At 56.8% G+C, this 21,535-nt stretch carries 21 protein-coding genes; 15 read left to right on the forward strand and 6 right to left on the reverse strand.

The window, feature by feature from the left end; genetic code table 11:
- Positions 1 to 6 precede the first annotated feature (6 nt).
- The 7 genes from alr (at position 7) to ACHH0Z_RS20095 (ending at position 5,789) form a co-directional block, all read left to right on the forward strand.
- Positions 7 to 1,086, forward strand: a complete 1,080-nt coding sequence (gene alr, locus ACHH0Z_RS20065; protein WP_008503376.1) for an alanine racemase — start codon at positions 7 to 9, stop codon at positions 1,084 to 1,086.
- Between the two features lie 22 nt (positions 1,087 to 1,108).
- On the forward strand, positions 1,109 to 1,666 hold the full coding sequence (gene pnuC, locus ACHH0Z_RS20070; protein WP_023293520.1) for a nicotinamide riboside transporter PnuC: 558 nt from the start codon (positions 1,109 to 1,111) through the stop codon (positions 1,664 to 1,666).
- The gene (locus ACHH0Z_RS20075) at positions 1,663 to 2,673 is read left to right on the forward strand and encodes an AAA family ATPase (RefSeq protein WP_023293519.1); all 1,011 of its coding nucleotides are present in this window, start codon (positions 1,663 to 1,665) and stop codon (positions 2,671 to 2,673) included. The genes pnuC and ACHH0Z_RS20075 overlap by 4 nt, the downstream gene beginning before the upstream one ends.
- A gap of 75 nt (positions 2,674 to 2,748) precedes the next feature.
- On the forward strand, positions 2,749 to 3,942 hold the full coding sequence (gene tyrB, locus ACHH0Z_RS20080; RefSeq protein ID WP_045407257.1) for an aromatic amino acid transaminase: 1,194 nt from the start codon (positions 2,749 to 2,751) through the stop codon (positions 3,940 to 3,942).
- Positions 3,943 to 4,189: 247 nt separating this feature from the next.
- Positions 4,190 to 4,903 carry an acid phosphatase AphA gene (gene aphA / locus ACHH0Z_RS20085; protein WP_021242762.1) on the forward strand — a complete coding sequence of 238 codons (714 nt, stop codon included), beginning with the start codon at positions 4,190 to 4,192 and terminating at the stop codon, positions 4,901 to 4,903.
- A gap of 113 nt (positions 4,904 to 5,016) precedes the next feature.
- Positions 5,017 to 5,433 carry a secondary thiamine-phosphate synthase enzyme YjbQ gene (locus tag ACHH0Z_RS20090; protein WP_008503381.1) on the forward strand — a complete coding sequence of 139 codons (417 nt, stop codon included), beginning with the start codon at positions 5,017 to 5,019 and terminating at the stop codon, positions 5,431 to 5,433.
- A 2-nt stretch (positions 5,434 to 5,435) separates the two neighbouring features.
- The gene (locus tag ACHH0Z_RS20095; protein ID WP_008503382.1) at positions 5,436 to 5,789 is read left to right on the forward strand and encodes an MmcQ/YjbR family DNA-binding protein; all 354 of its coding nucleotides are present in this window, start codon (positions 5,436 to 5,438) and stop codon (positions 5,787 to 5,789) included.
- 3 nt (positions 5,790 to 5,792) lie between these two features.
- Here ACHH0Z_RS20095 and uvrA read toward each other — a convergent pair whose 3' ends face one another.
- Complete coding sequence (gene uvrA / locus ACHH0Z_RS20100; protein WP_008503383.1) at positions 5,793 to 8,615, reverse strand: excinuclease ABC subunit UvrA; 2,823 nt, start codon at positions 8,613 to 8,615, stop codon at positions 5,793 to 5,795.
- Positions 8,616 to 8,866: 251 nt separating this feature from the next.
- On the opposite strand from uvrA, the gene ssb1 reads away from it, so the two are divergent.
- Positions 8,867 to 9,391 carry a single-stranded DNA-binding protein SSB1 gene (ssb1, locus tag ACHH0Z_RS20105; RefSeq protein ID WP_008503384.1) on the forward strand — a complete coding sequence of 175 codons (525 nt, stop codon included), beginning with the start codon at positions 8,867 to 8,869 and terminating at the stop codon, positions 9,389 to 9,391.
- A gap of 62 nt (positions 9,392 to 9,453) precedes the next feature.
- On the opposite strand, the gene ACHH0Z_RS20110 is transcribed toward ssb1, so the two are convergent.
- Positions 9,454 to 9,735 carry a YjcB family protein gene (locus ACHH0Z_RS20110; RefSeq protein ID WP_008503385.1) on the reverse strand — a complete coding sequence of 94 codons (282 nt, stop codon included), beginning with the start codon at positions 9,733 to 9,735 and terminating at the stop codon, positions 9,454 to 9,456.
- A gap of 636 nt (positions 9,736 to 10,371) precedes the next feature.
- Here ACHH0Z_RS20110 and ACHH0Z_RS20115 point away from each other — a divergent pair.
- A complete protein-coding gene (locus tag ACHH0Z_RS20115) occupies positions 10,372 to 11,937 on the forward strand; it encodes an EAL domain-containing protein (RefSeq protein ID WP_045407259.1) in 1,566 nt (521 codons plus the stop codon).
- Between the two features lie 6 nt (positions 11,938 to 11,943).
- On the opposite strand, the gene soxS is transcribed toward ACHH0Z_RS20115, so the two are convergent.
- Positions 11,944 to 12,270, reverse strand: coding sequence for a superoxide response transcriptional regulator SoxS (soxS, locus tag ACHH0Z_RS20120; RefSeq protein ID WP_008503387.1), 327 nt, complete (start codon positions 12,268 to 12,270; stop codon positions 11,944 to 11,946).
- 98 nt (positions 12,271 to 12,368) lie between these two features.
- Here soxS and soxR point away from each other — a divergent pair, with 98 nt between their 5' ends.
- The 4 genes from soxR (at position 12,369) to ACHH0Z_RS20140 (ending at position 17,313) form a co-directional block, all read left to right on the forward strand.
- Entirely contained in the window at positions 12,369 to 12,827 is a 459-nt protein-coding gene (gene soxR / locus ACHH0Z_RS20125) for a redox-sensitive transcriptional activator SoxR (RefSeq protein WP_008503388.1), read from the forward strand.
- Positions 12,828 to 13,200: 373 nt separating this feature from the next.
- A complete protein-coding gene (locus tag ACHH0Z_RS20130; protein ID WP_021242766.1) occupies positions 13,201 to 13,872 on the forward strand; it encodes a glutathione S-transferase family protein in 672 nt (223 codons plus the stop codon).
- Positions 13,873 to 14,166: 294 nt separating this feature from the next.
- The gene (gene ghxP / locus ACHH0Z_RS20135) at positions 14,167 to 15,516 is read left to right on the forward strand and encodes a guanine/hypoxanthine transporter GhxP (protein ID WP_008503390.1); all 1,350 of its coding nucleotides are present in this window, start codon (positions 14,167 to 14,169) and stop codon (positions 15,514 to 15,516) included.
- Positions 15,517 to 15,666: 150 nt separating this feature from the next.
- Entirely contained in the window at positions 15,667 to 17,313 is a 1,647-nt protein-coding gene (locus tag ACHH0Z_RS20140) for a Na+/H+ antiporter (protein ID WP_008503391.1), read from the forward strand.
- 81 nt (positions 17,314 to 17,394) lie between these two features.
- On the opposite strand, the gene ACHH0Z_RS20145 is transcribed toward ACHH0Z_RS20140, so the two are convergent.
- Positions 17,395 to 18,282, reverse strand: a complete 888-nt coding sequence (locus ACHH0Z_RS20145) for a LysR family transcriptional regulator (protein ID WP_021242768.1) — start codon at positions 18,280 to 18,282, stop codon at positions 17,395 to 17,397.
- 102 nt (positions 18,283 to 18,384) lie between these two features.
- On the opposite strand from ACHH0Z_RS20145, the gene ACHH0Z_RS20150 reads away from it, so the two are divergent.
- Both ACHH0Z_RS20150 and ACHH0Z_RS20155 read left to right on the forward strand, forming a co-directional pair.
- The gene (locus ACHH0Z_RS20150; protein WP_021242769.1) at positions 18,385 to 18,795 is read left to right on the forward strand and encodes a CidA/LrgA family protein; all 411 of its coding nucleotides are present in this window, start codon (positions 18,385 to 18,387) and stop codon (positions 18,793 to 18,795) included.
- Positions 18,788 to 19,477: an LrgB family protein gene (locus tag ACHH0Z_RS20155; protein WP_023293512.1), complete on the forward strand. Its 690-nt coding sequence runs from the start codon at positions 18,788 to 18,790 to the stop codon at positions 19,475 to 19,477. The genes ACHH0Z_RS20150 and ACHH0Z_RS20155 overlap by 8 nt, the downstream gene beginning before the upstream one ends.
- Positions 19,478 to 19,509: 32 nt before the next feature.
- Here ACHH0Z_RS20155 and actP read toward each other — a convergent pair whose 3' ends face one another.
- Positions 19,510 to 21,159: a cation/acetate symporter ActP gene (gene actP, locus ACHH0Z_RS20160; protein ID WP_039024675.1), complete on the reverse strand. Its 1,650-nt coding sequence runs from the start codon at positions 21,157 to 21,159 to the stop codon at positions 19,510 to 19,512.
- The gene (locus ACHH0Z_RS20165; protein ID WP_008503396.1) at positions 21,156 to 21,470 is read right to left on the reverse strand and encodes a DUF485 domain-containing protein; all 315 of its coding nucleotides are present in this window, start codon (positions 21,468 to 21,470) and stop codon (positions 21,156 to 21,158) included. The genes actP and ACHH0Z_RS20165 overlap by 4 nt, the downstream gene beginning before the upstream one ends.
- Positions 21,471 to 21,535 lie beyond the last annotated feature (65 nt).

Below are 21,535 nucleotides of genomic sequence, written 5' to 3' on the forward strand. Positions count from 1 at the left end.
ATTCAAATGCAAGCGGCAACTGTTGTCATTAACCGCCGCGCTCTGCGACACAACCTGCAACGTCTGCGTGAACTGGCACCCGCCAGCAAGCTCGTTGCAGTCGTGAAAGCGAACGCTTACGGACACGGTCTTCTTGAGACCGCGCGAACGCTCCCCGATGCCGACGCCTTTGGTGTCGCCCGTCTTGAAGAAGCCCTCCGCCTGCGCGCGGGGGGGATTACCCAGCCGATTCTGCTCCTCGAAGGCTTTTTCGAAGCCGCCGATCTGCCAACTATCGCGGATCAGCATCTGCACACGGCGGTACACAACGAAGAACAGCTGGCCGCGCTGGAAACCGCCGAGCTGAGCGAGCCGGTGACCGTGTGGATGAAGCTTGATACGGGCATGCACCGTCTGGGCGTGCGTCCGGAAAGCGCCGAAGCGTTTTATCAGCGTTTATGCCGGTGCAAAAACGTGCGCCAGCCGGTGAATATTGTCAGCCACTTCGCCCGTGCCGATGAGCCCGAGTGCGGTGCGACCGAGCGACAGCTGGATATCTTTAATACCTTCTGCGAAGGCAAGCCGGGGATGCGCTCGATCGCCGCATCCGGCGGTATTCTGCTGTGGCCGCAGTCGCATTTCGACTGGGCGCGACCGGGCATCATTCTTTACGGTGTGTCGCCGCTGGAGAATAAACCCTGGGGGCCGGACATGGGTTTCCAGCCAGTCATGTCTCTGGTGTCTACTCTGATTGCCGTGCGTGAACACAAAGCCGGTGAACCGGTGGGCTATGGTGGCACCTGGACCAGCGAGCGCGACACGCGTCTCGGCGTGGTGGCGATGGGCTACGGCGACGGCTATCCGCGCGCAGCACCAACGGGTACGCCGGTGCTGGTCAACGGTCGCGAGGTGAAGATCGTTGGCCGCGTGGCGATGGACATGATTTGCGTCGATCTGGGGCCAGAAGCGCAGGATAAACCCGGCGACGATGTGGTGATGTGGGGGGAAGGTTTACCCGTTGAACGTATTGCTGAAATCACTAAAGTGAGTGCTTACGAACTTATCACCCGCCTGACGTCTCGGGTGGCGATGAAGTACATCGACTAACATTTCATTCCAGGGAAGGATAATGTCCCCTTCAGAAATCGCTGCATGTCTGGCCTATGCTCTCTCCGTCTGGCTGGCCGCCAGAAACAATATCCATACGTGGTGGATAGGCATCATCGGTAGCGGGCTTTATGCCTGGGTCTTCTATTCTGTGCAGCTTTATGCTGACGTTACCCTTCAGTTCTTTTTCATCATAACGAGCATAACCGGCTGGCTGCATTGGCTTAAAGGCAATCATGGAGAGGTCTTGCCTGTCCGTCGTACCAGACCGGGACATTTTTTTATGCTTTTAGCCTGCGCCGTAAGCGTAGCAGCGGCGTACGGGTGGATATTGCATCTCTATACCAACGCATGGGCCCCCTGGCTGGACTCCATCATTTTGACATTTAGCATTCTTGCTCAGTTTATGTTGATGGGACGGCGTCTGGAAAACTGGTACATCTGGCTTGCCGTTAACACGCTGGCAGTACCGCTGTACGCGACGAGAGAACTGTATCTGACCGCCGGTTTATATCTGGTGTTTTGGTTTAATGCGTGGCACGGACTGTATCAGTGGCGCAAGGAGATCCGTGCGCAATGACGCTGTATGCTAACGGCCTGGTGGTAGGCAAATTCGCACCATTACATGCAGGCCATGAAGCGCTTATCAATACGGCACTTGAGCAGTGCGAGACGGTCTGTATCATCAGCTATTCGTCGCCGGAAATACGCGGTTACGAACCTGAAAAGCGGCTTAACTGGTTAACAACGCGCTTTCCGCAATGTCGCCACCTCGTGCTTTCGCCGCATGTGTTGGCTACATATGGCCTTGCGCCACCGCCACCGAATGACGCTGATGACGATCTTCACCGGCATTATGTTGCAACGCTGTGTGAGGACATTTTGCACTGTCAGCCAGAGGCGGTATTTACTGCCGAAGACTATGGAGACGGGTTTGCCGTTGTCCTGAGCCAGCGTTTCGGACGACCGGTTGCGCACGTGCGTCTCCAGCGTCAACGGGGACCAGAGGCCCCTTCGGGAACGCTCATCCGTTCTGATGTTCATCGTTATCGTAAGATGATGTCCCCAGAGGTGTACCGCAGCTTTGTTTTTCGTATCTGCTTATTAGGAGGAGAATCGACGGGCAAAAGCACGCTAGCAAAAGCTCTGGCGCAGACGTTAAACGTTCCGTACGTTGCAGAGTATGGCCGTGAACACTGGGAAGCGAAGAACGGTATCCTGGATCGGGAGGATTTGCTGCATATTGCCCGCGAGCAAGTACGTCGGGAAGCATTAGCCTGCACGGCGCCTTATCTGGTCTGTGATACCTCACCTTTAACGACCCTGTTTTACGCACTCGATCAGTTTGGCAGCGCGCCGCAGGCGTTAAAGGAGTTAGCTGAACGAGACTATGCGCTGGTCGTACTTTGCGGAGATGAATTTCCGTTTGTGCAGGATGGCACCCGGCAGGGCGAGGCGTTTCGCCACCGACAGCAAGTATGGTATGAAGCAGAGCTGTCGGCACGAAATATTCCTTTTCTGCGCGTGCAGGGCTCACTGCCTGAGCGAATCGATCACATTTGCCGATATATCCAGGGACCGATCTGATATCGCTCTCGACCTTCATCTGCTTCCGGTTTATTGTTGAAATCCCTGCCTCATCGAATTCCGGAGAACCATCGCGTGTTTCAGAAAGTTGACGCCTATGCCGGCGACCCTATCCTCTCCTTAATGGAGCGTTTCAAAGAAGATCCTCGCAGCGACAAAGTGAACCTCAGCATCGGTCTGTATTACAACGAGGAGGGCATTATTCCTCAATTAAAAGCCGTTGCCGAAGCCGAAGCGCGTCTGAACGCGGTTCCACACGGCGCGTCTCTGTATCTGCCGATGGAAGGGCTAAACGCTTATCGCAACACCATTGCACCGCTGCTGTTCGGCGCCGATCACGCTGTGCTCGCGCAAAAACGCGTGGCGACCATCCAGACGCTGGGCGGCTCGGGTGCGCTGAAGGTCGGTGCAGACTTCCTGAAAAAATATTTCCCGGATTCAGGCGTGTGGGTCAGCGACCCGACGTGGGAAAACCACGTTGCGATCTTCGAGGGCGCGGGCTTTAAGGTGGCGACCTATCCGTGGTTCGACAGCGAAACGAACGGCGTGCGCGTTGACGCGCTGCTGGAAAAGCTGAACACGCTGCCAGCGCGCAGTATTGTGCTGCTGCATCCGTGCTGCCATAACCCAACCGGGGCGGATCTCACCCATGCTCAGTGGGATGCGGTGATCGAGGTGCTGAAGACCCGCGACCTGATCCCGTTCCTCGACATTGCCTACCAGGGCTTTGGCGCGGGTATGGAAGAAGACGCCTATGCCATCCGTGCCGCTGCCAGCGCCGGGCTGCCTGTTCTGGTGAGTAACTCCTTCTCTAAGATCTTCTCCCTGTACGGTGAACGCGTTGGTGGCCTGTCCGTGGTGTGTGAAGACGCCGAAGCGGCGGGCCGCGTGCTGGGCCAGCTGAAAGCGACGGTGCGCCGTATCTACTCCAGCCCACCAAACTTTGGTGCTCAGGTGGTGGCGACGGTTCTCGGTGACGAAACGCTGAAAGCCTCCTGGCTTGCCGAAGTGGAAGCGATGCGTAAGCGCATCCTGTCGATGCGTCAGGCGCTGGTTAATGTCCTGAAAGAGGCCGTGCCCGGGCATAACTTTGATTATCTGCTCAAGCAGCGCGGGATGTTCAGCTATACCGGACTGAGCGCGGCGCAGGTCGATCGCCTGCGCGAAGAGTTCGGCGTCTACCTGATCGCCAGTGGCCGTATGTGCGTGGCGGGCCTGAATGCCAGCAACGTTCATCGCGTGGCGCAGGCGTTTGCAGCTGTGATGTAAGTACTCACAACTTATTATCGCCCTCTCCCTGTGGGAGAGGGCATCAGGCCGCAGAAAATCTTGCCCGGTGGCGGCTGCGCCTTACCGGGCCTACATCACTCATCCACACTTTGTGATCGTCTTCTTTTTATTCCGCTTCATAAGCAAAAACTCCTTCCCTTCACCTCCCGCTGGGGTTAAGGTCGGATAGTTTTTTGACCATTCACTCAAAATAAAACGATAACTAGCTGAATATTCAGGGGAAAACATGCGCAAGATCACACTGGCGCTCAGCGCCGCCTGCTTATTGTTCTCACTTAATAGCGCCGTCGTCGCACGTGCCTCGGCGCCGACGCCGCTTTACACCGGCACCACCGCCGCCATGCTTGCCGAGCAGGCGCCCATTCACTGGGTCTCCGTGGCCCAAATCGAAAACAGCCTGATGGGACGCGCGCCAATGGCCGTGGGCTTCGACATTGACGATACCGTGCTGTTCTCAAGCCCTGGCTTCTGGCGCGGCAAAAAAATGTATTCACCGGACAGCGAAGCGTATCTGAAGAATCCGGAGTTCTGGGAAAAAATGAATAACGGCTGGGACGAGTACAGCATCCCGAAAGAGGTCGCCCGGGCGCTTATTGCTATGCACGTTAAGCGCGGTGACAGCATTTACTTCGTTACCGGCCGTAGCCAGACCAAAACGGAAACCGTCTCCAGAACACTGCAGGACGATTTCCAGATCCCGGCTGCCAATATGAATCCGGTCATTTTTGCGGGTGACAAAGAGGGGCAAAACACCAAAATCCAGTGGCTGGAAAAGAAAAACATCAAAGTGTTTTATGGCGATTCGGATAACGACATTACCGCCGCGCAGGATGCTGGTGCCAGAGGGATCAGGGTGTTACGCGCGTCTAACTCGACCTATCGACCGCTGCCGATGGCCGGAAAGTTTGGTGAAGAGGTGATCGTCAACTCGGAGTATTAAGCCTCTGGCAGCGAGTTTGACTCTTTTTTAATCAAATCTCGCTGCTGCGGGTTTTACCTTTCGCCTTCTTGCTGCACACTTAGAAAGATTCATCTTTCATTACGGAGCAGCAGATGTGGTACCAACAGACCCTGACCTTAAGCGCTAAACCACGCGGTTTTCACCTGGTGACGGATGAAGTCATCGGGCAGCTCCGCGACCTGTCGCGGGTCAAAACGGGTTTGCTGCATCTGCTGCTTCAGCACACGTCAGCCTCTCTCACGCTGAATGAAAATTGCGATCCCACCGTCCGGTCTGACATGGAGCGTCATTTTCTGAAGAGCGTCCCGGACAACGCGCCCTACGAGCATGACTATGAGGGGGCGGACGATATGCCTTCGCATATCAAATCTTCCCTGCTGGGCGTATCGCTGATGCTGCCGGTCCACAACGGACGGCTGCTGTTGGGCACGTGGCAGGGGATCTGGCTGGGAGAGCATCGCATTCACGGTGGTTCGCGTAAAATTATCGCCACGCTACAAGGGGAATAAAGATGACAATTTCGGAGATACTTCAGTACTGCATGAGCAAACCCGGCGCGGAGCAGAGCGTCCATAGCGACTGGAAAGCCACGCAGGTTAAGGTGGGGGATGTGCTGTTTGCGATGGTGAAAGAGGTAGAGGGCCGTCCGGCGGCGTCGCTGAAAACCAGCCCTGAACTGGCGGATTTACTGCGTCAGCAGCATGATGACGTGAGGCCGAGCCAGCACCTCAATAAGGCGCACTGGAGCACCGTCTATCTGGATGGATCGATTCCAGGCTCGCAAATTTACTACCTGGTGGACGCGTCCTATCAGCAGGCGGTTGAGCTGCTGCCGGAAACGACCCGACAGCAACTCTCCGTGTGACAATTACAGCAACGGTTTAAGGAAGCGCGCGGTGTGCGAGGCTTCGCACTCTGCAACGGTCTCTGGCGTACCGGAGACGAGGATTTCACCGCCGCCGCTGCCGCCTTCCGGGCCAAGATCGACAATCCAGTCCGCGGTTTTAATCACGTCCAGGTTATGCTCGATGACCACGATGGTGTTGCCCTGATCGCGCAGCTGATGCAGCACGTCCAGCAGTTGCTGGATGTCGGCAAAGTGCAGACCGGTGGTCGGCTCATCCAGGATATACAGCGTCTGGCCGGTACCGCGTTTTGACAGCTCGCGCGCCAGCTTCACGCGCTGCGCTTCACCGCCGGACAGCGTCGTGGCGGACTGCCCCAGACGAATGTAGGTCAGGCCGACGTCCATCAGCGTCTGCAGCTTACGCGCCAGCGCAGGGACGGCGTCAAAGAACTCACGCGCCTCTTCGATGGTCATATCCAGCACTTCGTGGATGGTCTTGCCCTTGTACTTAATCTCCAGCGTTTCGCGGTTATAGCGCTTGCCTTTGCACTGGTCGCACGGCACGTAGATATCCGGCAGGAAGTGCATCTCAACCTTGATCACGCCGTCGCCCTGGCAGGCTTCACAGCGGCCGCCGCGCACGTTAAAGCTGAAACGGCCTGGCGTGTAGCCGCGTGAACGCGCTTCCGGCACACCGGCAAACAGTTCACGTACGGGCGTGAAAACACCGGTATAGGTTGCCGGGTTAGAGCGTGGCGTACGGCCAATCGGGCTCTGGTCGATATCGATAACCTTATCGAAATGTTCCAGCCCCTGAATGTCACGGTACGGTGCAGGTTCGGCCAGCGTCGCGCCGTTCAGCGCCGTCTGCGCAATCGGGAACAGCGTATCGTTGATCAGCGTCGACTTACCGGAACCGGACACGCCGGTAATGCAGGTAAACAGGCCCACCGGCAGCGTCAGGGTAACGTCTTTCAGGTTGTTGCCGCGCGCGCCGGTCAGCTTCAGCACTTTTTCCGGGTTCGCCGCCACGCGCTGTTTTGGTACTTCAATCTTGCGCTTGCCGCTCATGTACTGGCCGGTCAGCGACTCGGGCACCGCCATAATGTCCTTCAGCGTGCCTTCCGCCACCACCTGGCCGCCGTGCACGCCAGCGCCCGGGCCAATGTCGATCACGTGGTCTGCGGCGCGGATCGCGTCTTCGTCGTGCTCCACCACGATCACCGTGTTACCGAGGTTACGCAGGTGAACCAGGGTGCCGAGCAGGCGCTCGTTGTCGCGCTGGTGCAGGCCGATGGACGGCTCATCGAGCACGTACATCACGCCCACCAGGCCCGCACCAATCTGGCTCGCCAGACGAATACGCTGGGCTTCACCGCCGGAGAGCGTTTCTGCCGAGCGTGAAAGCGTCAGGTAGTTCAGGCCGACGTTCACCAGGAACTTCAGGCGATCGCCAATCTCTTTCAAGACTTTTTCAGCAATTTTGGCGCGCTGGCCGGACAGCTTCAGGTTATTGAAGAAGTCCATCGCGTGGCCGATGCTCATGTCTGAGATGGTCGGCAGCGCCGTATTTTCCACGAACACGTGGCGCGCTTCGCGACGCAGGCGCGTGCCCTCGCAGGTGGCGCAGGAGCGGTTGCTGATGAACTTCGCCAGCTCCTCGCGCACCGCGCTGGATTCGGTCTCTTTGTAGCGGCGCTCCATATTGTGCAGCACCCCTTCGAACGGGTGGCGACGCACGGAGGTATCGCCGCGATCGTTCATATACTTGAACTCGATGTTCTCTTTGCCAGAACCGAACAGGATCACTTTGTGTACGTTCGGGCTCAGGCTCGCCCACGGCGCTTCCACGTCGAACTTGTAGTGCTCCGCCAGCGACTTCAGCATCTGGAAGTAATAGAAGTTACGCTTGTCCCAGCCGCGAATGGCGCCACCCGCCAGCGACAGCTCCGGATTCTGGATCACGCGGTCCGGGTCGAAATACTGCTGGACGCCCAGACCGTCACAGGTCGGGCAGGCGCCCGCCGGGTTGTTAAACGAGAACAGGCGCGGTTCCAGCTCGCGCATGCTGTAGCCGCAAATCGGGCAGGCAAAGTTGGCGGAGAAGAGCAGCTCTTCCGCCTGCGGGTCGTCCATGTCGGAAACCACGGCCGTGCCGCCGGAGAGCTCCAGCGCCGTTTCAAACGATTCTGCAAGACGCGTGGCGAGATCGTCACGCACCTTAAAGCGGTCAATCACCACCTCAATGGTGTGCTTCTTCTGCAGTTCCAGCTTGGGTGGGTCGGACAGGTCACACACCTCGCCGTCAATACGGGCGCGGATATAGCCCTGGCTTGCCAGGTTCTCCAGCGTTTTGGTGTGTTCGCCCTTACGCTCTTTAATGATTGGCGCCAGCAGCATCAGGCGTTTGCCTTCCGGCTGCGACAGCACGTTATCCACCATCTGGCTCACGGTCTGTGCCGCCAGCGGGACGTCGTGGTCCGGGCAGCGCGGCTCACCCACGCGGGCATACAGCAGACGCAGGTAGTCATGGATTTCAGTAATGGTACCGACCGTGGAGCGCGGGTTATGCGACGTGGACTTCTGTTCAATAGAGATAGCAGGAGACAACCCTTCAATGTGGTCGACATCCGGTTTTTCCATCAGCGACAGGAACTGACGCGCGTACGCCGAGAGCGATTCAACGTAACGACGCTGTCCTTCGGCATACAGAGTGTCGAAAGCCAGTGAGGATTTGCCAGACCCCGAAAGCCCGGTCACGACAATGAGTTTGTCGCGAGGGATTATGAGGTTGATATTCTTGAGATTGTGGGTGCGGGCGCCCCGAACTTCGATCTTATCCATTCACCTTTCCCGGTTGGAACACGGATTGCCTGGTTTGTTTGAAGGACAAACGGCTGTCAGAAACGGCTAATTATGACACAATTTGACCTGTTTGAATATACAGTATTGGAATGCATTTTCTGACGGACTGTGTAACAATGTTATGTTCGCACGAGAACTCTGGAATCCATCTCGCAGCTATCAAAATGCAGCGTGGAAATGGTACACTCGCGCGTTTACACTATTAAGAAACGTATTCAGGAGACACGAACATGGCCAGCAGAGGCGTAAACAAGGTGATTCTCGTCGGTAATCTGGGCCAGGACCCGGAAGTACGCTACATGCCGAGTGGTGGCGCAGTTGCCAACATTACGCTGGCTACTTCCGAATCCTGGCGTGATAAAGCGACCGGTGAGATGAAAGAGCAGACCGAATGGCACCGCGTTGTGCTGTTTGGCAAACTGGCAGAAGTGGCCGGTGAGTATCTGCGTAAAGGTTCTCAGGTCTATATCGAAGGCCAGCTGCGTACCCGCAAATGGACCGATCAGTCCGGTGCTGAGAAGTACACCACTGAAGTCGTGGTTAACGTCGGCGGCACCATGCAGATGCTGGGTGGCCGTCAGGGCGGTGGCGCACCAGCAGGTGGCGGCCAGCAGCAGGGCGGTTGGGGTCAGCCTCAGCAGCCACAGGGCGGCAACCAGTTCAGCGGCGGCGCGCAGTCTCGTCCGCAGCAGCAGTCTGCTCCGGCGCCGTCTAACGAACCGCCAATGGATTTCGACGACGACATTCCGTTCTGATTTGTGCGTCCTTCAAACAAAAAACCCAGACATCGTCTGGGTTTTTTTATTCCATAAAGGGATCAGGTAATCACCATTGGCCAGTCTGGTGGCGTGTGGCTCATCGCTTCAACCATCACCACTTTGATATTTTCCCAGACGGCGGCGATATCCAGCAGGGTAATGCCAAGCAACCCCGTTGCAAACCAACATGCTGCACCCAGCCCCAACAGCGTGCTGATGACAGCGAGACCCGCGTAGTCAGATTTACGAAACTGAATGTTCAGCGTGCTGGCCAAAAACATCAGTACCGCACTCAACAAAGGCCAGCGCAGGAGAACCATGCTGGTAGTAATGGTTGCCATAAACCCATCCTCTACAAAACAGACGACCTGAATGAAACGGTGTTTCTCGTTACAGAATATGTGTGAACTATATCACATTTGTTGATTTATTCGCCAGTGTCTGTGCGATCAAAAAACGGTTTTTATTCCTCAGGTAAAGAGTGTGTGCAGGCTGGCCCTGCCTTCGGCGCGCGAGGAGGCGCCCCCCAGCGTGCCGGAAACGTCCATCGGGCTAGTGGTGATACCTCAAATTCGGTTTTTATAAGAGGGGGCTCAGTCGAATCATAAAATAGTGCGGCGAAGACTGATTATTTATAAATCAACGCACACAATGCCCCACAGTAAATAGCATAAAACGTCATGATAAAGGTGCGCTTTTTTCATGCTGCCAGAAGTTTGGCTTAATCAACGATCGTCTGTTGTGTTATCTTCCCTCCGTCCTCGAGGGCTGGATAATTATTTTCCTTAATTGAAACGGAACGAATACTTACAGTTTCACTTACGGGAAAATATTATCGTCATAACGAAATTTAAGATTTTTAATACGAAAAGTCAGTTGCTAACTTCGCATGATTCATGCAACGTAATCACCTGTTTAACACAGCATCCGGCCTTCATTACTACAGGCGTACAACATGCAGGGATATAGGGCGGGAAATGAATCGTAGCGCGCGGCGCAAGATGCTCAGAGTGGTAGGGATCATCATGGTAGTTATGCTGCCGGTGATGCTTGCGCTATGGTTTGCCCAGCTAAGAGCCGTGTCTGAAACAAGCGCCCAGCTACGGACATTTGCTGAACTGGCTTTAGACAAAACTGAGCTGGTTATACAACAGGTTGATCTGGCCCGGGACGAGGCAGAAAAATATTGGGGCGAGCTCTGTACCCCGGGACACCGTCAATATATGTTGAACGTTGTTCGTGGTCGCCTGTTTGTTGCCGATTTAATTTACGCTGAAGGTCAGAATTTTCTTTGTTCGACCGTTTTTACACCGGATCAACCCTACGCCATACCCGTCGCTAATTACACGCGAAAACCTGACGTCGCTATCTATTATTATCGCGACACCCCATTTTATACTGGCTATAAAATGACATATATGCAGCGCGGAAATTATGTAGTGGTCGTTAATCCACTTTCATACAGCGAAGTCATGTCCGCGGATCATTCTCTCTCGTGGGGGGTTTACGACACGGTAACCAATGCTTTCTTTTCCGTCAGTCAGAAAGCCAACGTTTCGTTATTAAATTCGCTGATTCGGGATAAGGAATCGGTATTTCAAAAAGATAACCGCTTTTATACGATCGTCACATCCCCTAAAAGACCGATTGCGGCCATCGTGTCGACATCGAATAAACGCTTTTATGAAACGCTTTATCATCAGGCGACATTAACGCTGCCGCTGGGCATGATCTGCAGCATTATTATTTTGTTGGTCTGGTCCCGTACTCATCGTGAGCTTAATTCGCCGGGGCGTTTACTGCACCGGGCGCTGAACAAACGCCAGCTTTGCGTGCACTATCAACCGATTATTGATATCAAGAACAACCGGTGTGTCGGCGCGGAGGCGTTGTTACGCTGGCCGGGTTTTAACGGACAGGTGATGAGCCCGGCTGAGTTTATTCCGCTGGCTGAAAATGAGGGGATGAGCGAGCGGATTACGGATTACGTCGTTGAGGAAGTGTTCAGCGATTTGGGCCATTTCCTGGCCGAGCATCCGCATCTCTATATTTCGATTAACCTGTCGGCCACGGATTTCCACTCCTCGCGGCTGATCGCCATGATTTCTGAGAAGGCTCGCCACTACGCCGTCCGCGCGCAGCAAATCAAAATTGAAGTGACGGAACGCGGTTTTATCGATGTGCCTAAAACCACGCCGGTGATTCAGGCTTTCCGTCAGGCGGGGTATGAAGTGGCGATCGATGATTTCGGTACCGGCTATTCGAACCTGCACAACCTCTACTCGCTGAACGTCGATATTCTGAAAATCGATAAATCGTTTATCGATACCTTAACGACCAACAGCACCAGCCACCTGATCGCCGAGCATATTATCGAGATGGCGCAAAGCCTGCGGCTGAAAACCATTGCGGAAGGGGTCGAGACGGCAGAGCAGGTGAGCTGGCTGTTGAAGCGCGGCGTCCAGTTTTGTCAGGGATGGCACTTCGCGAAAGCGATGCCGCCCCAGGAATTTATGACCTGGCAGCAGCAACCTTTGCACTGAGAGTAATTAATTCAACTGGTGGCGATAGTCGCTCGGCGTGCGGTCAAACTCGCGGCGAAACACGCGGGAAAAGGTTTGTTGCGACACATAGCCAAGATCCATCGCGATATCAAAAATCGGCCGCTGCGTTGAGCGTAGCGCCTGCGCCGCCAGCAGCAGCCTGCGCTGACGAATGTACTCACCCAGCGTCTGGTGCATGACCGTGCGGAACATTCTCTGTAAATACCATTTCGAATAGCCCGACTTTTTCGCGACCACATCAATGTTCAACGGTTGGTCGATATGATCGTCAATCCATTCAATAAGCGTCTGAATAATCTGCTGATGCGACATAAGGTTGCCCCTCTGTAGATACAACTTTCTCGGTTGATTCGTCGTTTTCTCTGCGGGGGAGTATAATTCCTCAAGTTAACTTGAGGTAAAGAGGTTTTATGGAAAAGAGATTGCCGCGCATTAAAGCGCTGTTAACCCCCGGCGAAGTGGCAAAGCGAAGCGGCGTTGCGGTATCGGCGCTCCACTTCTATGAAAGCAAAGGGTTAATTAAAAGCATCCGCAACGGCGGCAACCAGCGTCGCTATACCCGCGACGTGCTCCGCTACGTGGCGATTATCAAAATTGCGCAACGAATCGGCATTCCCCTGGCTACCATTGGCGAGGCATTTGGCGTGCTGCCGGAAGGGCATACGCTGAGCCCGAAAGAGTGGAAAGAGCTTTCATCCCAGTGGCGAGAAGAGCTGGACAGGCGTATCCATACGCTGGTCGCGCTGCGTGATGAGCTGGACGGTTGTATCGGCTGCGGCTGCCTGTCGCGCAGCGACTGCCCGTTGCGTAACCCCGGCGACAAACTGGGCGAACAGGGGACGGGAGCGCGGTTGCTGGAAGAGGATTGAGCGTGCGTGTAGCCCATTCGCCGGGTGGCGCTTCGCTTACCCGGCCTACCAAACCGTCAAATGTAGGCCGGGTAAGGCGCAGCCGCCACCCGGCAAAACCCCGCACAATAAAGAACTAAAGCGCCACAAAGGGCGCTTTAGTTTTTCCCGGTCTTTGTCTTTCTCTCTATCCCGCTGGTTCACGGGAGGGTTTCCCCCGACGTCAGCACCCCTCATGTCGAGCTGGTTGGGGAGGTTCCGGATTGTGCTGACACTTTAATTCTATGCAAGACCCGTTTTTTCGCCAGCGTCGCTGACCGGTTTTTAGCCGAATTTTTTTCGCGGTGTTGTTCGATTTTCTATAGTTAAAAAGTATGAATAACAGGAGAAAACCATGCTCACGGTACACCACCTTAACCAGTCGCGCTCGCACCGCGTGATCTGGGCGCTGGAAGAACTCGGTCTGCCTTATGAGATCGTTCACTATCAGCGCGAAAAGAACATGCTTGCGCCGGAGGCTCTCAAAAAGGTGCATCCGTTGGGCAAATCGCCGGTCATCGAAGATAACGGGCTGATCCTCGCGGAGTCTGGCGCCATTCTCGAGTATCTGCAGGAAACATACGATGCCGAGTCGCGGCTTAAGCCTTTAGATCCGGCGCATAAGGTGCAGTATCGCTTCTGGCTGCACTACGCGGAAGGATCGCTGATGCCGCTGCTGCTAATGAAGCTGGTCTTCAGCAGTCTCGGCAAGCCGCCGGTGCCGTTTGGTATCCGAACCCTGGGCAAAGCGCTTGGGCAGGGGGTGCAGAAAGCGTACCTTAACCGCCAGCTGGAAACCCATGCGCGCTTTATTGAGTCGCACCTTGCTAAAAACAGCTGGTTTGCCGGGGATTCGCTCAGCATGGCCGACATTCAAATGAGCTTCCCGATCTTTGCCCTGCTGGCGCGCGGCGGTATCGACAACCTGCCGCATAGTCAGGCATGGAAAACGAAAGTTGAAAACAGCCCCGGCTGGCAACGAACCCTGACACAAGGGGGACCGTTATCCATTCCGGGTGAGGATTGAAATGTAAACAAATTGCGCATAGACGATAACGTTTGCGCATCCTCTGTTTATTTCTTCAGCGTCATAAGGGAATTTTAGCGAAAAACGATAAAGTTCAGTTGAAAAGGGCGGGGATTAGGCTAGATAATCGTTTGCCTTAATTTGACCACCCGTTTGTAAGCGCGGAGCTAAACGTTTGCTTTTTATGTGACGCCCTTTCGTCGCAAACGCAACACAAGGATTTGACGTTTAGCTGGCAGTGGCGTCTCCACCTCGCTTACGGACTTCCTAAAAAACTCTCAGGGGATGTTTTCTATGTCTACGCCATCTGCGCGTACTGGCGGTTCACTTGACGCCATGTTTAAAATTTCGGCCCGCGGCAGCACCGTGCGCCAGGAAATCGTTGCCGGTTTGACAACGTTTCTGGCGATGGTTTATTCCGTCATCGTTGTGCCGGGTATGCTGGGCAAAGCGGGCTTCCCGCCAGCGGCTGTCTTTGTGGCGACCTGCCTTGTGGCCGGCGTGGGCTCTATCGTGATGGGCCTGTGGGCGAACCTGCCGCTGGCGATTGGTTGCGCCATCTCCCTGACCGCGTTTACCGCGTTCAGCCTGGTGCTGGGCCAGCACATCAGCGTACCGGTTGCGCTGGGCGCCGTGTTCCTGATGGGTGTGCTGTTTACCGTTATTTCAGCGACCGGCATCCGTAGCTGGATCTTGCGCAACCTGCCGCAGGGCGTGGCGCACGGTACCGGCATCGGTATCGGCCTGTTCCTGCTGCTGATCGCCGCCAATGGCGTCGGTCTGGTTATCAAGAACCCGCTCGACGGCCTGCCGGTTGCGCTGGGCCACTTCGCCAGCTTCCCGGTGATCATGTCACTGATCGGCCTGGCGGTGATTATCGGTCTGGAAAAACTGAAAGTCCCGGGCGGCATTCTGCTGACCATTATCGGCGTGTCCATTGTGGGCCTGATTTTCGATCCGAACGTCCACTTCTCCGGCATTTTCGCCATGCCGTCGCTGAGCGATGACAAAGGCAACTCTCTGATTGGCAGCCTCGATATCGTTGGCGCGCTCAACCCGGTGATCCTGCCAAGCGTGCTGGCGCTGGTGATGACCGCCGTGTTTGACGCGACCGGTACCATTCGTGCGGTGGCCGGTCAGGCGAACCTGCTGGATAAAGACGGTCAGATTATTGACGGCGGCAAAGCGCTGACTACGGACTCCCTGAGCAGCGTCTTCTCGGGCCTGGTGGGCGCAGCGCCTGCGGCGGTGTACATCGAGTCCGCAGCGGGTACGGCGGCGGGCGGTAAAACCGGCCTGACGGCGATCACCGTGGGCGTGCTGTTCATGCTGATCCTGTTCCTCTCCCCGCTCTCCTATCTGGTTCCGGCGTACGCGACCGCGCCAGCGCTGATGTACGTTGGCCTGCTGATGCTGAGCAACGTGGCGAAAATCGACTTTGCGGATTTCGTTGACGCGATGTCTGGCCTGATTACCGCGGTCTTCATCGTGCTGACCTGTAACATCGTGACCGGCATTATGATCGGCTTCGCGTCGCTGGTGATTGGTCGTCTGGTCTCCGGTGAATGGCGCAAGCTGAACGTTGGCACCGTTGTGATTGCCGTTGCGCTGGTGGCGTTTTACGCGGGCGGCTGGGCAATCTGAGTTGTCCTTTGATGCGAAAACGGGTGGCTCAGGCCGCCCGTTTTTATTTTCAGGACTCATCCTGTTGCCTTTTGCGTTACTCTGGGGAAGATAGAATAAAAGGCACGACGCCTTCCGGAGTACATAAGCAACACAGCAAACAGGGAACGCATGGAAATCTTCTTCACAATACTCATCATGACCCTTGTGGTCTCGCTATCCGGGGTGGTTACACGCGTACTGCCCTTTCAGGTCCCCCTGCCATTAATGCAAATTGCCATCGGCGCGCTGCTGGCGTGGCCAACGTTTGGCCTGCACGTGGAATTTGACCCCGAACTGTTCCTCGTGCTGTTCATCCCGCCACTGCTGTTTGCCGATGGCTGGAAAACGCCCACGCGCGAGTTCCTTGAGCACGGGCGAGAGATCTTCGGCCTGGCGCTTGCGCTGGTGGTGGTCACCGTCGTCGGGATTGGTTTCCTGATCTACTGGACGGTACCGGGTATCCCGTTAATTCCTGCCTTTGCGCTGGCCGCCGTGCTGTCGCCAACCGATGCCGTGGCGCTGTCCGGCATTGTGGGCGAAGGCCGCATTCCGAAGAAAATCATGGGGATTTTACAGGGTGAGGCGCTGATGAATGACGCCTCCGGCCTGGTTGCTCTGAAGTTTGCCGTGGCCGTTGCGATGGGCACGATGGTCTTTACCGTCGGCGGCGCGACGCTGGAGTTCTTTAAGGTAGCCATCGGCGGTATTCTCGCGGGCTTCGTGGTGAGCTGGCTGTACGGCCGCTCATTGCGCTTCCTCAGCCGCTGGGGCGGCGATGAACCCGCGACGCAGATCGTACTGCTGTTCCTGCTGCCGTTCGCCTCTTATCTGATTGCCGAACATATCGGCGTGTCGGGCATTCTGGCCGCGGTCGCGGCAGGGATGACCATCACCCGCTCCGGCGTGATGCGCCGCGCGCCGCTGGCGATGCGCCTGCGTGCCAACAGCACCTGGGCGATGCTGGAGTTTGTCTTTAACGGCATGGTGTTCCTGCTGTTGGGCCTGCAGCTGCCGGGCATTATGGAATCCTCGCTGGTGGCGGCGGAGGCCGATCCGAACGTTGAGGTCTGGATGCTGTTTACCGACATCGTGCTGATCTACCTGGCGCTGATGCTGGTGCGTTTCGGCTGGCTGTGGACGATGAAAAACTTCAGCGTCCGCTTCCTGAAGAAAAAACCGATGGAGTTCGGCTCGTGGACAACGCGTGAGCTGCTGATCGCCTCTTTTGCGGGCGTACGCGGGGCGATAACCCTCGCCGGTGTGCTCTCCATTCCGCTGCTGCTGCCGACGGGCGATGTCTTCCCGGCGCGTTACGAACTGGTGTTCCTGGCGGCGGGGGTGATTCTGTTCTCCCTGTTCGTCGGCGTGATTATGCTGCCGATTTTGCTCCAGCATATTGATGTTGGCGATTCGACCCAGCAGCACAAGGAAGAGCGTATTGCGCGTGCGGCCACCGCCGAAGTGGCGATTGTCGCCATCCAGAAAATGGAAGAGCGCCTGGCCGCGGATGCGGAAGAGAACATCGACAATCAGCTGCTGACGGAGGTGAGTTCCCGCGTAATTGGTAACCTGCGTCGCCGCGCGGACGGGCGTAACGATGTAGAAAGCTCGCTGCAGGAGGAGAACCTGGAACGCCGGTTCCGTCTGGCCGCGCTGCGCTCAGAGCGTGCCGAACTGTATCACCTGCGCGCCACGCGCCAGATCAGCAACGAGACGCTGCAAAAGCTGCTGCACGATCTGGACCTGCTGGAAGCGCTGTTGATAGAGAATCAGTAGCGCTGTTTTGCCGGGTGGCGGCTTCGCCTTACCCGGCCTACGGTTCGAACGTAGGCCCGGTAAGCGCAGCGCCACCGGGCACTATTCAGACCGCACCCAAAACCCCTCACAACACTGCAGCCACGCCTGCGCGCTCTGCGACAAATAGACCCCTTCACGCCAGATCATCCCTAACTGCCAGTGCAGATCGCTCTCCAGCGGGATCCAGCGCAGCGTGTTTTTGTCCAGACGCTCGCAAATCGGCTGCGGCAGAATGGCAATCCCCACGCCCGCCTGCACCATCGCGGCCAGGAAATCCCACTGACCGCTGCGCACCGCGATGCGCGGCTTGACGTTATGTTGGTTAAACAGCGTCATTAGCTGGCGGCTAAGAGCGAAGTCTTCGTTGTAGATCAGCAGAGGGTGTTCGCCGAGCAGCTCAGGCTTCACCGCGTCCCTTTTCAGCCAGTCGCCGGAGCGGGGAACCAGCACGCACAGCGGGTGGCTAAAGAGCGGAAGCGTCGCCAGGCCGCTCTCTTCCTCAACGGGGAGGGCGGTCATGGCCACGTCGAGCTCGCCGTTAGTGACGGCCTGCTGGACGGTTAAGCCACCAAACTCCGAAATCTTCAGCTCTACGCCAGGATAGCGCTGGCGAAACAGGCCGATCGGCCCGGCCATCATCATCCCCACCATCGGTGGAATGCCGAGGCGAAGCACCCCTTTGGTCAGATGATTAATATCGTCCAGCTCCGCTTCCAGCTGGCGGAACTCCGCCAGAATGGCCAGCCCGCGTTCGAACACCACGCGTCCGGTGTCGGTCAGCAGCAGCTTGCGCCCGTCGCGGATCAGCAGGGTACAGTTAAGTTCATCTTCGAGGTTTTTCAGCATCTTGCTGATGGTGGGCTGGGTAACAAACAACTTCTCCGCTGCGCGGGTAAAACTTTGCTGGCGAACCACTTCGACAAAATAGCGCAGCGTTCTTATGTCCATGATTATTCCTCGAAACTATACCTGTGATGATTTTAATTCATTTCAGTCCATACCGTGCGCTCACTATACTGGCGCCTCGTCTCATTTTTGAGGAAAACCCCCATGGCCGTGGCGTTAAGCCGTGTTACGCCTGCCGTTGTGCAACGACTCCAGGTCCCGGTTCAGGTACTGCTCTACGCGGGACTGTTTGTTTTCGCCGAATATCTTGTCGGCTGGCTCCACCTGCCGCTGCCTGCCAACCTGGTGGGGATGCTGCTGATGTTGACGCTCATCCTCTGTCGCGTGATCCCCCTTAACTGGGTGCGCGCCGGGGCGCGCTGGCTGCTGGCGGAGATGCTGCTGTTCTTTGTGCCTGCCGTGGTGGCGGTGGTGAACTATGCGCAGCTGTTGATGGTGGACGGCTGGCGCATCTTCGCGGTGATCGCGCTGAGTACGCTGATGGTGCTGGGAGCGACCGCCTGGGTGGTGGATAAAGTGTATCGCTTTGAAATCAGCAGGCACAAACATGACTAACTTTCAGATCAGCGTTTTGTGCCTGATCGCGACGCTGGCGATCTACTTTGCCAACAAGCGGCTGTATCGCCGGTTTCATGCGCTGCCGCTGATGCCGCTGGTCTTCACGCCGATCCTGCTGGTGCTGATGCTGGTCTTCGGCCATATCTCCTGGCAGAACTACATTGGTGAATCCCACTGGCTGCTGTGGCTGCTCGGCCCGGCGACCATCGCCTTTGCCGTGCCCGTTTACGACAACCTGGCGATTATCAGGCGCCACTGGATGTCGCTCAGCGCAGGCGTCATCACCGCCACGGTGGTCGCGGTCTGTAGCTCCGTCTGGCTGGCGAGACTGTTTACGCTGCCCGACGAAATTCAGCGCAGCCTGGCCGTGCGCTCGGTGACCACGCCGTTTGCGCTCGCGGCGGCGAAACCGCTCGGCGGACAGCCGGACCTGGTGGCGCTGTTTGTGGTGGTGACGGGCGTCTTTGGGATGGCGGTGGGCGATATGCTCTTTCTGCGGCTTTCCATCCGGGAAGGGATGGCCAAAGGCGCGGGGTTTGGCGCGGCGTCGCACGGCGCGGGGACGGCGCGTTCGTATGAACTCGGTCAGCAGGAGGGGGTTGTCGCAAGCCTGGTGATGATGCTCTCGGGCGTGACGATGGTGCTGGTTGCACCGCTGGTGGCGTGGATGATGTTTTGAACTCCCCGGCCAGAGCGGCCGGGGAGAAAGGTTTAGTGCGCGCGGCCCTGCTCAACGCCAAGACCGGTTTGTGAACGAATAAACTGGGCGCGGAATTTCTCACGCTCCAGGTTACCCTCCGGCGAGTTGTCGGTAGCCGAGAAGACCCAGATACCGATAAACGCCACGGCAATGGAGAACAGCGCCGGGTACTCGTACGGGAAGATAGCGCTTTCGTGACCGAGGATCTGCACCCAGATGGTTGGGCCCAGAATCATCAGGATCACCGCCGTCAGCAGCCCCAGCCAGCCGCCAATCATCGCGCCACGGGTGGTCAGTTTCGACCAGTACATGGAGAGCAGGATGATCGGGAAGTTACAGCTTGCCGCGATGGAGAAGGCCAGCCCCACCATAAAGGCGATGTTCTGCTTCTCGAACAGAATGCCCAGCAGGATCGCCACGACGCCCAGCACCAGCACGGTGATTTTAGAAACCTTCAGCTCATCGCGCTCGCTCGCGCCTTTGCGGAAGACGTTGGCGTAGAGGTCATGCGAAACCGCCGACGCCCCGGCCAGCGTTAAACCCGCAACCACCGCAAGAATGGTGGCGAAGGCCACGGCGGAGATAAAGCCGAGGAACAGGTTGCCGCCCACCGCGTCGGCCAGATGCACCGCCGCCATGTTATTGCCGCCAATCAGCGCGCCCGCGGCATCTTTAAACGCCGGGTTTGCCCCCACCAGCATGATCGCGCCAAAGCCGATAATAAAGGTCAGGATATAAAAGTAACCCATGAAGCCGGTGGCGTAGAAGACGCTCTTGCGCGCTTCACGCGCGTCGCTCACGGTGAAGAAGCGCATCAGGATATGCGGTAAGCCTGCGGTACCAAACATCAGGCCCAGACCGAGCGACAGGGCCGATATCGGGTCTTTCACCAGCCCGCCCGGGCTCATGATGGCTTCCCCTTTCGGGTGGACCGCCATGGCTTCAGTGAACAGGTTATTGAAGCTGAACCCGACGTGCTTCATCACCATAAAGGCCATAAAGCTGGCGCCGAACAGCAGCAGCACGGCTTTGATGATCTGCACCCAGGTCGTCGCCAGCATGCCGCCGAACAGCACGTACATCACCATCAGCACGCCCACCAGCACCACCGCGATGTGGTAGTTCAGGCCGAACAGCAGTTGGATCAGTTTACCCGCGCCCACCATCTGCGCAATCAGGTACAGCGCCACCACCACCAGCGAACCGCAGGCGGAGAGGGTGCGAATCGGTCCCTGCTTCAGGCGATAGGAGGCCACGTCGGCGAAGGTGTAGCGGCCCAGATTGCGCAGGCGCTCGGCAATCAGGAACAGAATGATCGGCCAGCCGACGAGGAAGCCGAGGGAGTAAATCAGGCCGTCATAGCCGGAGGTGTAGACCAGCGCGGAGATCCCGAGGAACGAGGCGGCGGACATAAAGTCACCCGCAATCGCCAGCCCGTTCTGGAAGCCGGTAATGTTGCCGCCTGCGGTGTAGTAATCGTTACGGGAGCGCACGCGTTTCGACGCCCAGTAAGTGATGTACAGCGTCAGCACCACGAAAATCAGGAACATCACAATCGCCTGCCAGTTGGTTGGCTGGCGCTGTACCTCGCCGGTAATCGCATCTGCCGCGTGGGCGGCAAAGGGAAGCGTGGCGGCGAGCGCCGTCAGAATTCTCTTCATGATGCTTTTACCTCTTGCAGTACCGCTTTATTAAGGCGATCGAATTCACCGTTCGCGCGCCAGACGTAAACACCGGTCAGCACAAATGAAATCACGATGACGCCAATGCCAATGGGAATACCGCGCGTCACGCTGGTGCCCTCGTGCAGCGGGGTGCCCAGCCAGTGCGGCGCAAAGGCGATCAGCAGAATAAAGCCGACATAGATAATCAGCATGATGATGGAAAGGGTGAAGGCAAACCGTTGCCGCTTATCGACGAGCTCCCTGTAGTGCGCACTATTCTCTATCTGCTGACAAATATGGTCATTCATCACAGAGTCTCCAAAGGTAAGGTTGGTTTGTTTTTATCCCCTCTCCCCTATGGGGAGAGGGTGAG

Source organism: Enterobacter cloacae complex sp. 2024EL-00227 (genome assembly GCF_043945315.1).
GTDB lineage: Bacteria > Pseudomonadota > Gammaproteobacteria > Enterobacterales > Enterobacteriaceae > Enterobacter > Enterobacter roggenkampii.

Bases quoted from the DNA above. Each gene is read 5' to 3' on its own strand.
- ACHH0Z_RS20090 (WP_008503381.1), top strand. From the start codon at position 5,017: ATGTGGTACCAACAGACCCTGACCTTAAGCGCTAAACCACGCGGTTTT.
- soxS (WP_008503387.1), bottom strand. From the start codon at position 12,270: ATGTCGCATCAGCAGATTATTCAGACGCTTATTGAATGGATTGACGAT.
- ghxP (WP_008503390.1), top strand. From the start codon at position 14,167: ATGTCTACGCCATCTGCGCGTACTGGCGGTTCACTTGACGCCATGTTT.
- alr (WP_008503376.1), top strand. From the start codon at position 7: ATGCAAGCGGCAACTGTTGTCATTAACCGCCGCGCTCTGCGACACAAC.
- ACHH0Z_RS20130 (WP_021242766.1), top strand. From the start codon at position 13,201: ATGCTCACGGTACACCACCTTAACCAGTCGCGCTCGCACCGCGTGATC.
- actP (WP_039024675.1), bottom strand. From the start codon at position 21,159: ATGAAGAGAATTCTGACGGCGCTCGCCGCCACGCTTCCCTTTGCCGCC.
- ACHH0Z_RS20115 (WP_045407259.1), top strand. From the start codon at position 10,372: ATGAATCGTAGCGCGCGGCGCAAGATGCTCAGAGTGGTAGGGATCATC.
- ACHH0Z_RS20145 (WP_021242768.1), bottom strand. From the start codon at position 18,282: ATGGACATAAGAACGCTGCGCTATTTTGTCGAAGTGGTTCGCCAGCAA.
- pnuC (WP_023293520.1), top strand. From the start codon at position 1,109: ATGTCCCCTTCAGAAATCGCTGCATGTCTGGCCTATGCTCTCTCCGTC.
- ACHH0Z_RS20150 (WP_021242769.1), top strand. From the start codon at position 18,385: ATGGCCGTGGCGTTAAGCCGTGTTACGCCTGCCGTTGTGCAACGACTC.
- ACHH0Z_RS20155 (WP_023293512.1), top strand. From the start codon at position 18,788: ATGACTAACTTTCAGATCAGCGTTTTGTGCCTGATCGCGACGCTGGCG.
- aphA (WP_021242762.1), top strand. From the start codon at position 4,190: ATGCGCAAGATCACACTGGCGCTCAGCGCCGCCTGCTTATTGTTCTCA.
- ACHH0Z_RS20095 (WP_008503382.1), top strand. From the start codon at position 5,436: ATGACAATTTCGGAGATACTTCAGTACTGCATGAGCAAACCCGGCGCG.
- ACHH0Z_RS20110 (WP_008503385.1), bottom strand. From the start codon at position 9,735: ATGGCAACCATTACTACCAGCATGGTTCTCCTGCGCTGGCCTTTGTTG.
- ACHH0Z_RS20075 (WP_023293519.1), top strand. From the start codon at position 1,663: ATGACGCTGTATGCTAACGGCCTGGTGGTAGGCAAATTCGCACCATTA.
- ACHH0Z_RS20140 (WP_008503391.1), top strand. From the start codon at position 15,667: ATGGAAATCTTCTTCACAATACTCATCATGACCCTTGTGGTCTCGCTA.
- uvrA (WP_008503383.1), bottom strand. From the start codon at position 8,615: ATGGATAAGATCGAAGTTCGGGGCGCCCGCACCCACAATCTCAAGAAT.
- soxR (WP_008503388.1), top strand. From the start codon at position 12,369: ATGGAAAAGAGATTGCCGCGCATTAAAGCGCTGTTAACCCCCGGCGAA.
- ACHH0Z_RS20165 (WP_008503396.1), bottom strand. From the start codon at position 21,470: ATGAATGACCATATTTGTCAGCAGATAGAGAATAGTGCGCACTACAGG.
- ssb1 (WP_008503384.1), top strand. From the start codon at position 8,867: ATGGCCAGCAGAGGCGTAAACAAGGTGATTCTCGTCGGTAATCTGGGC.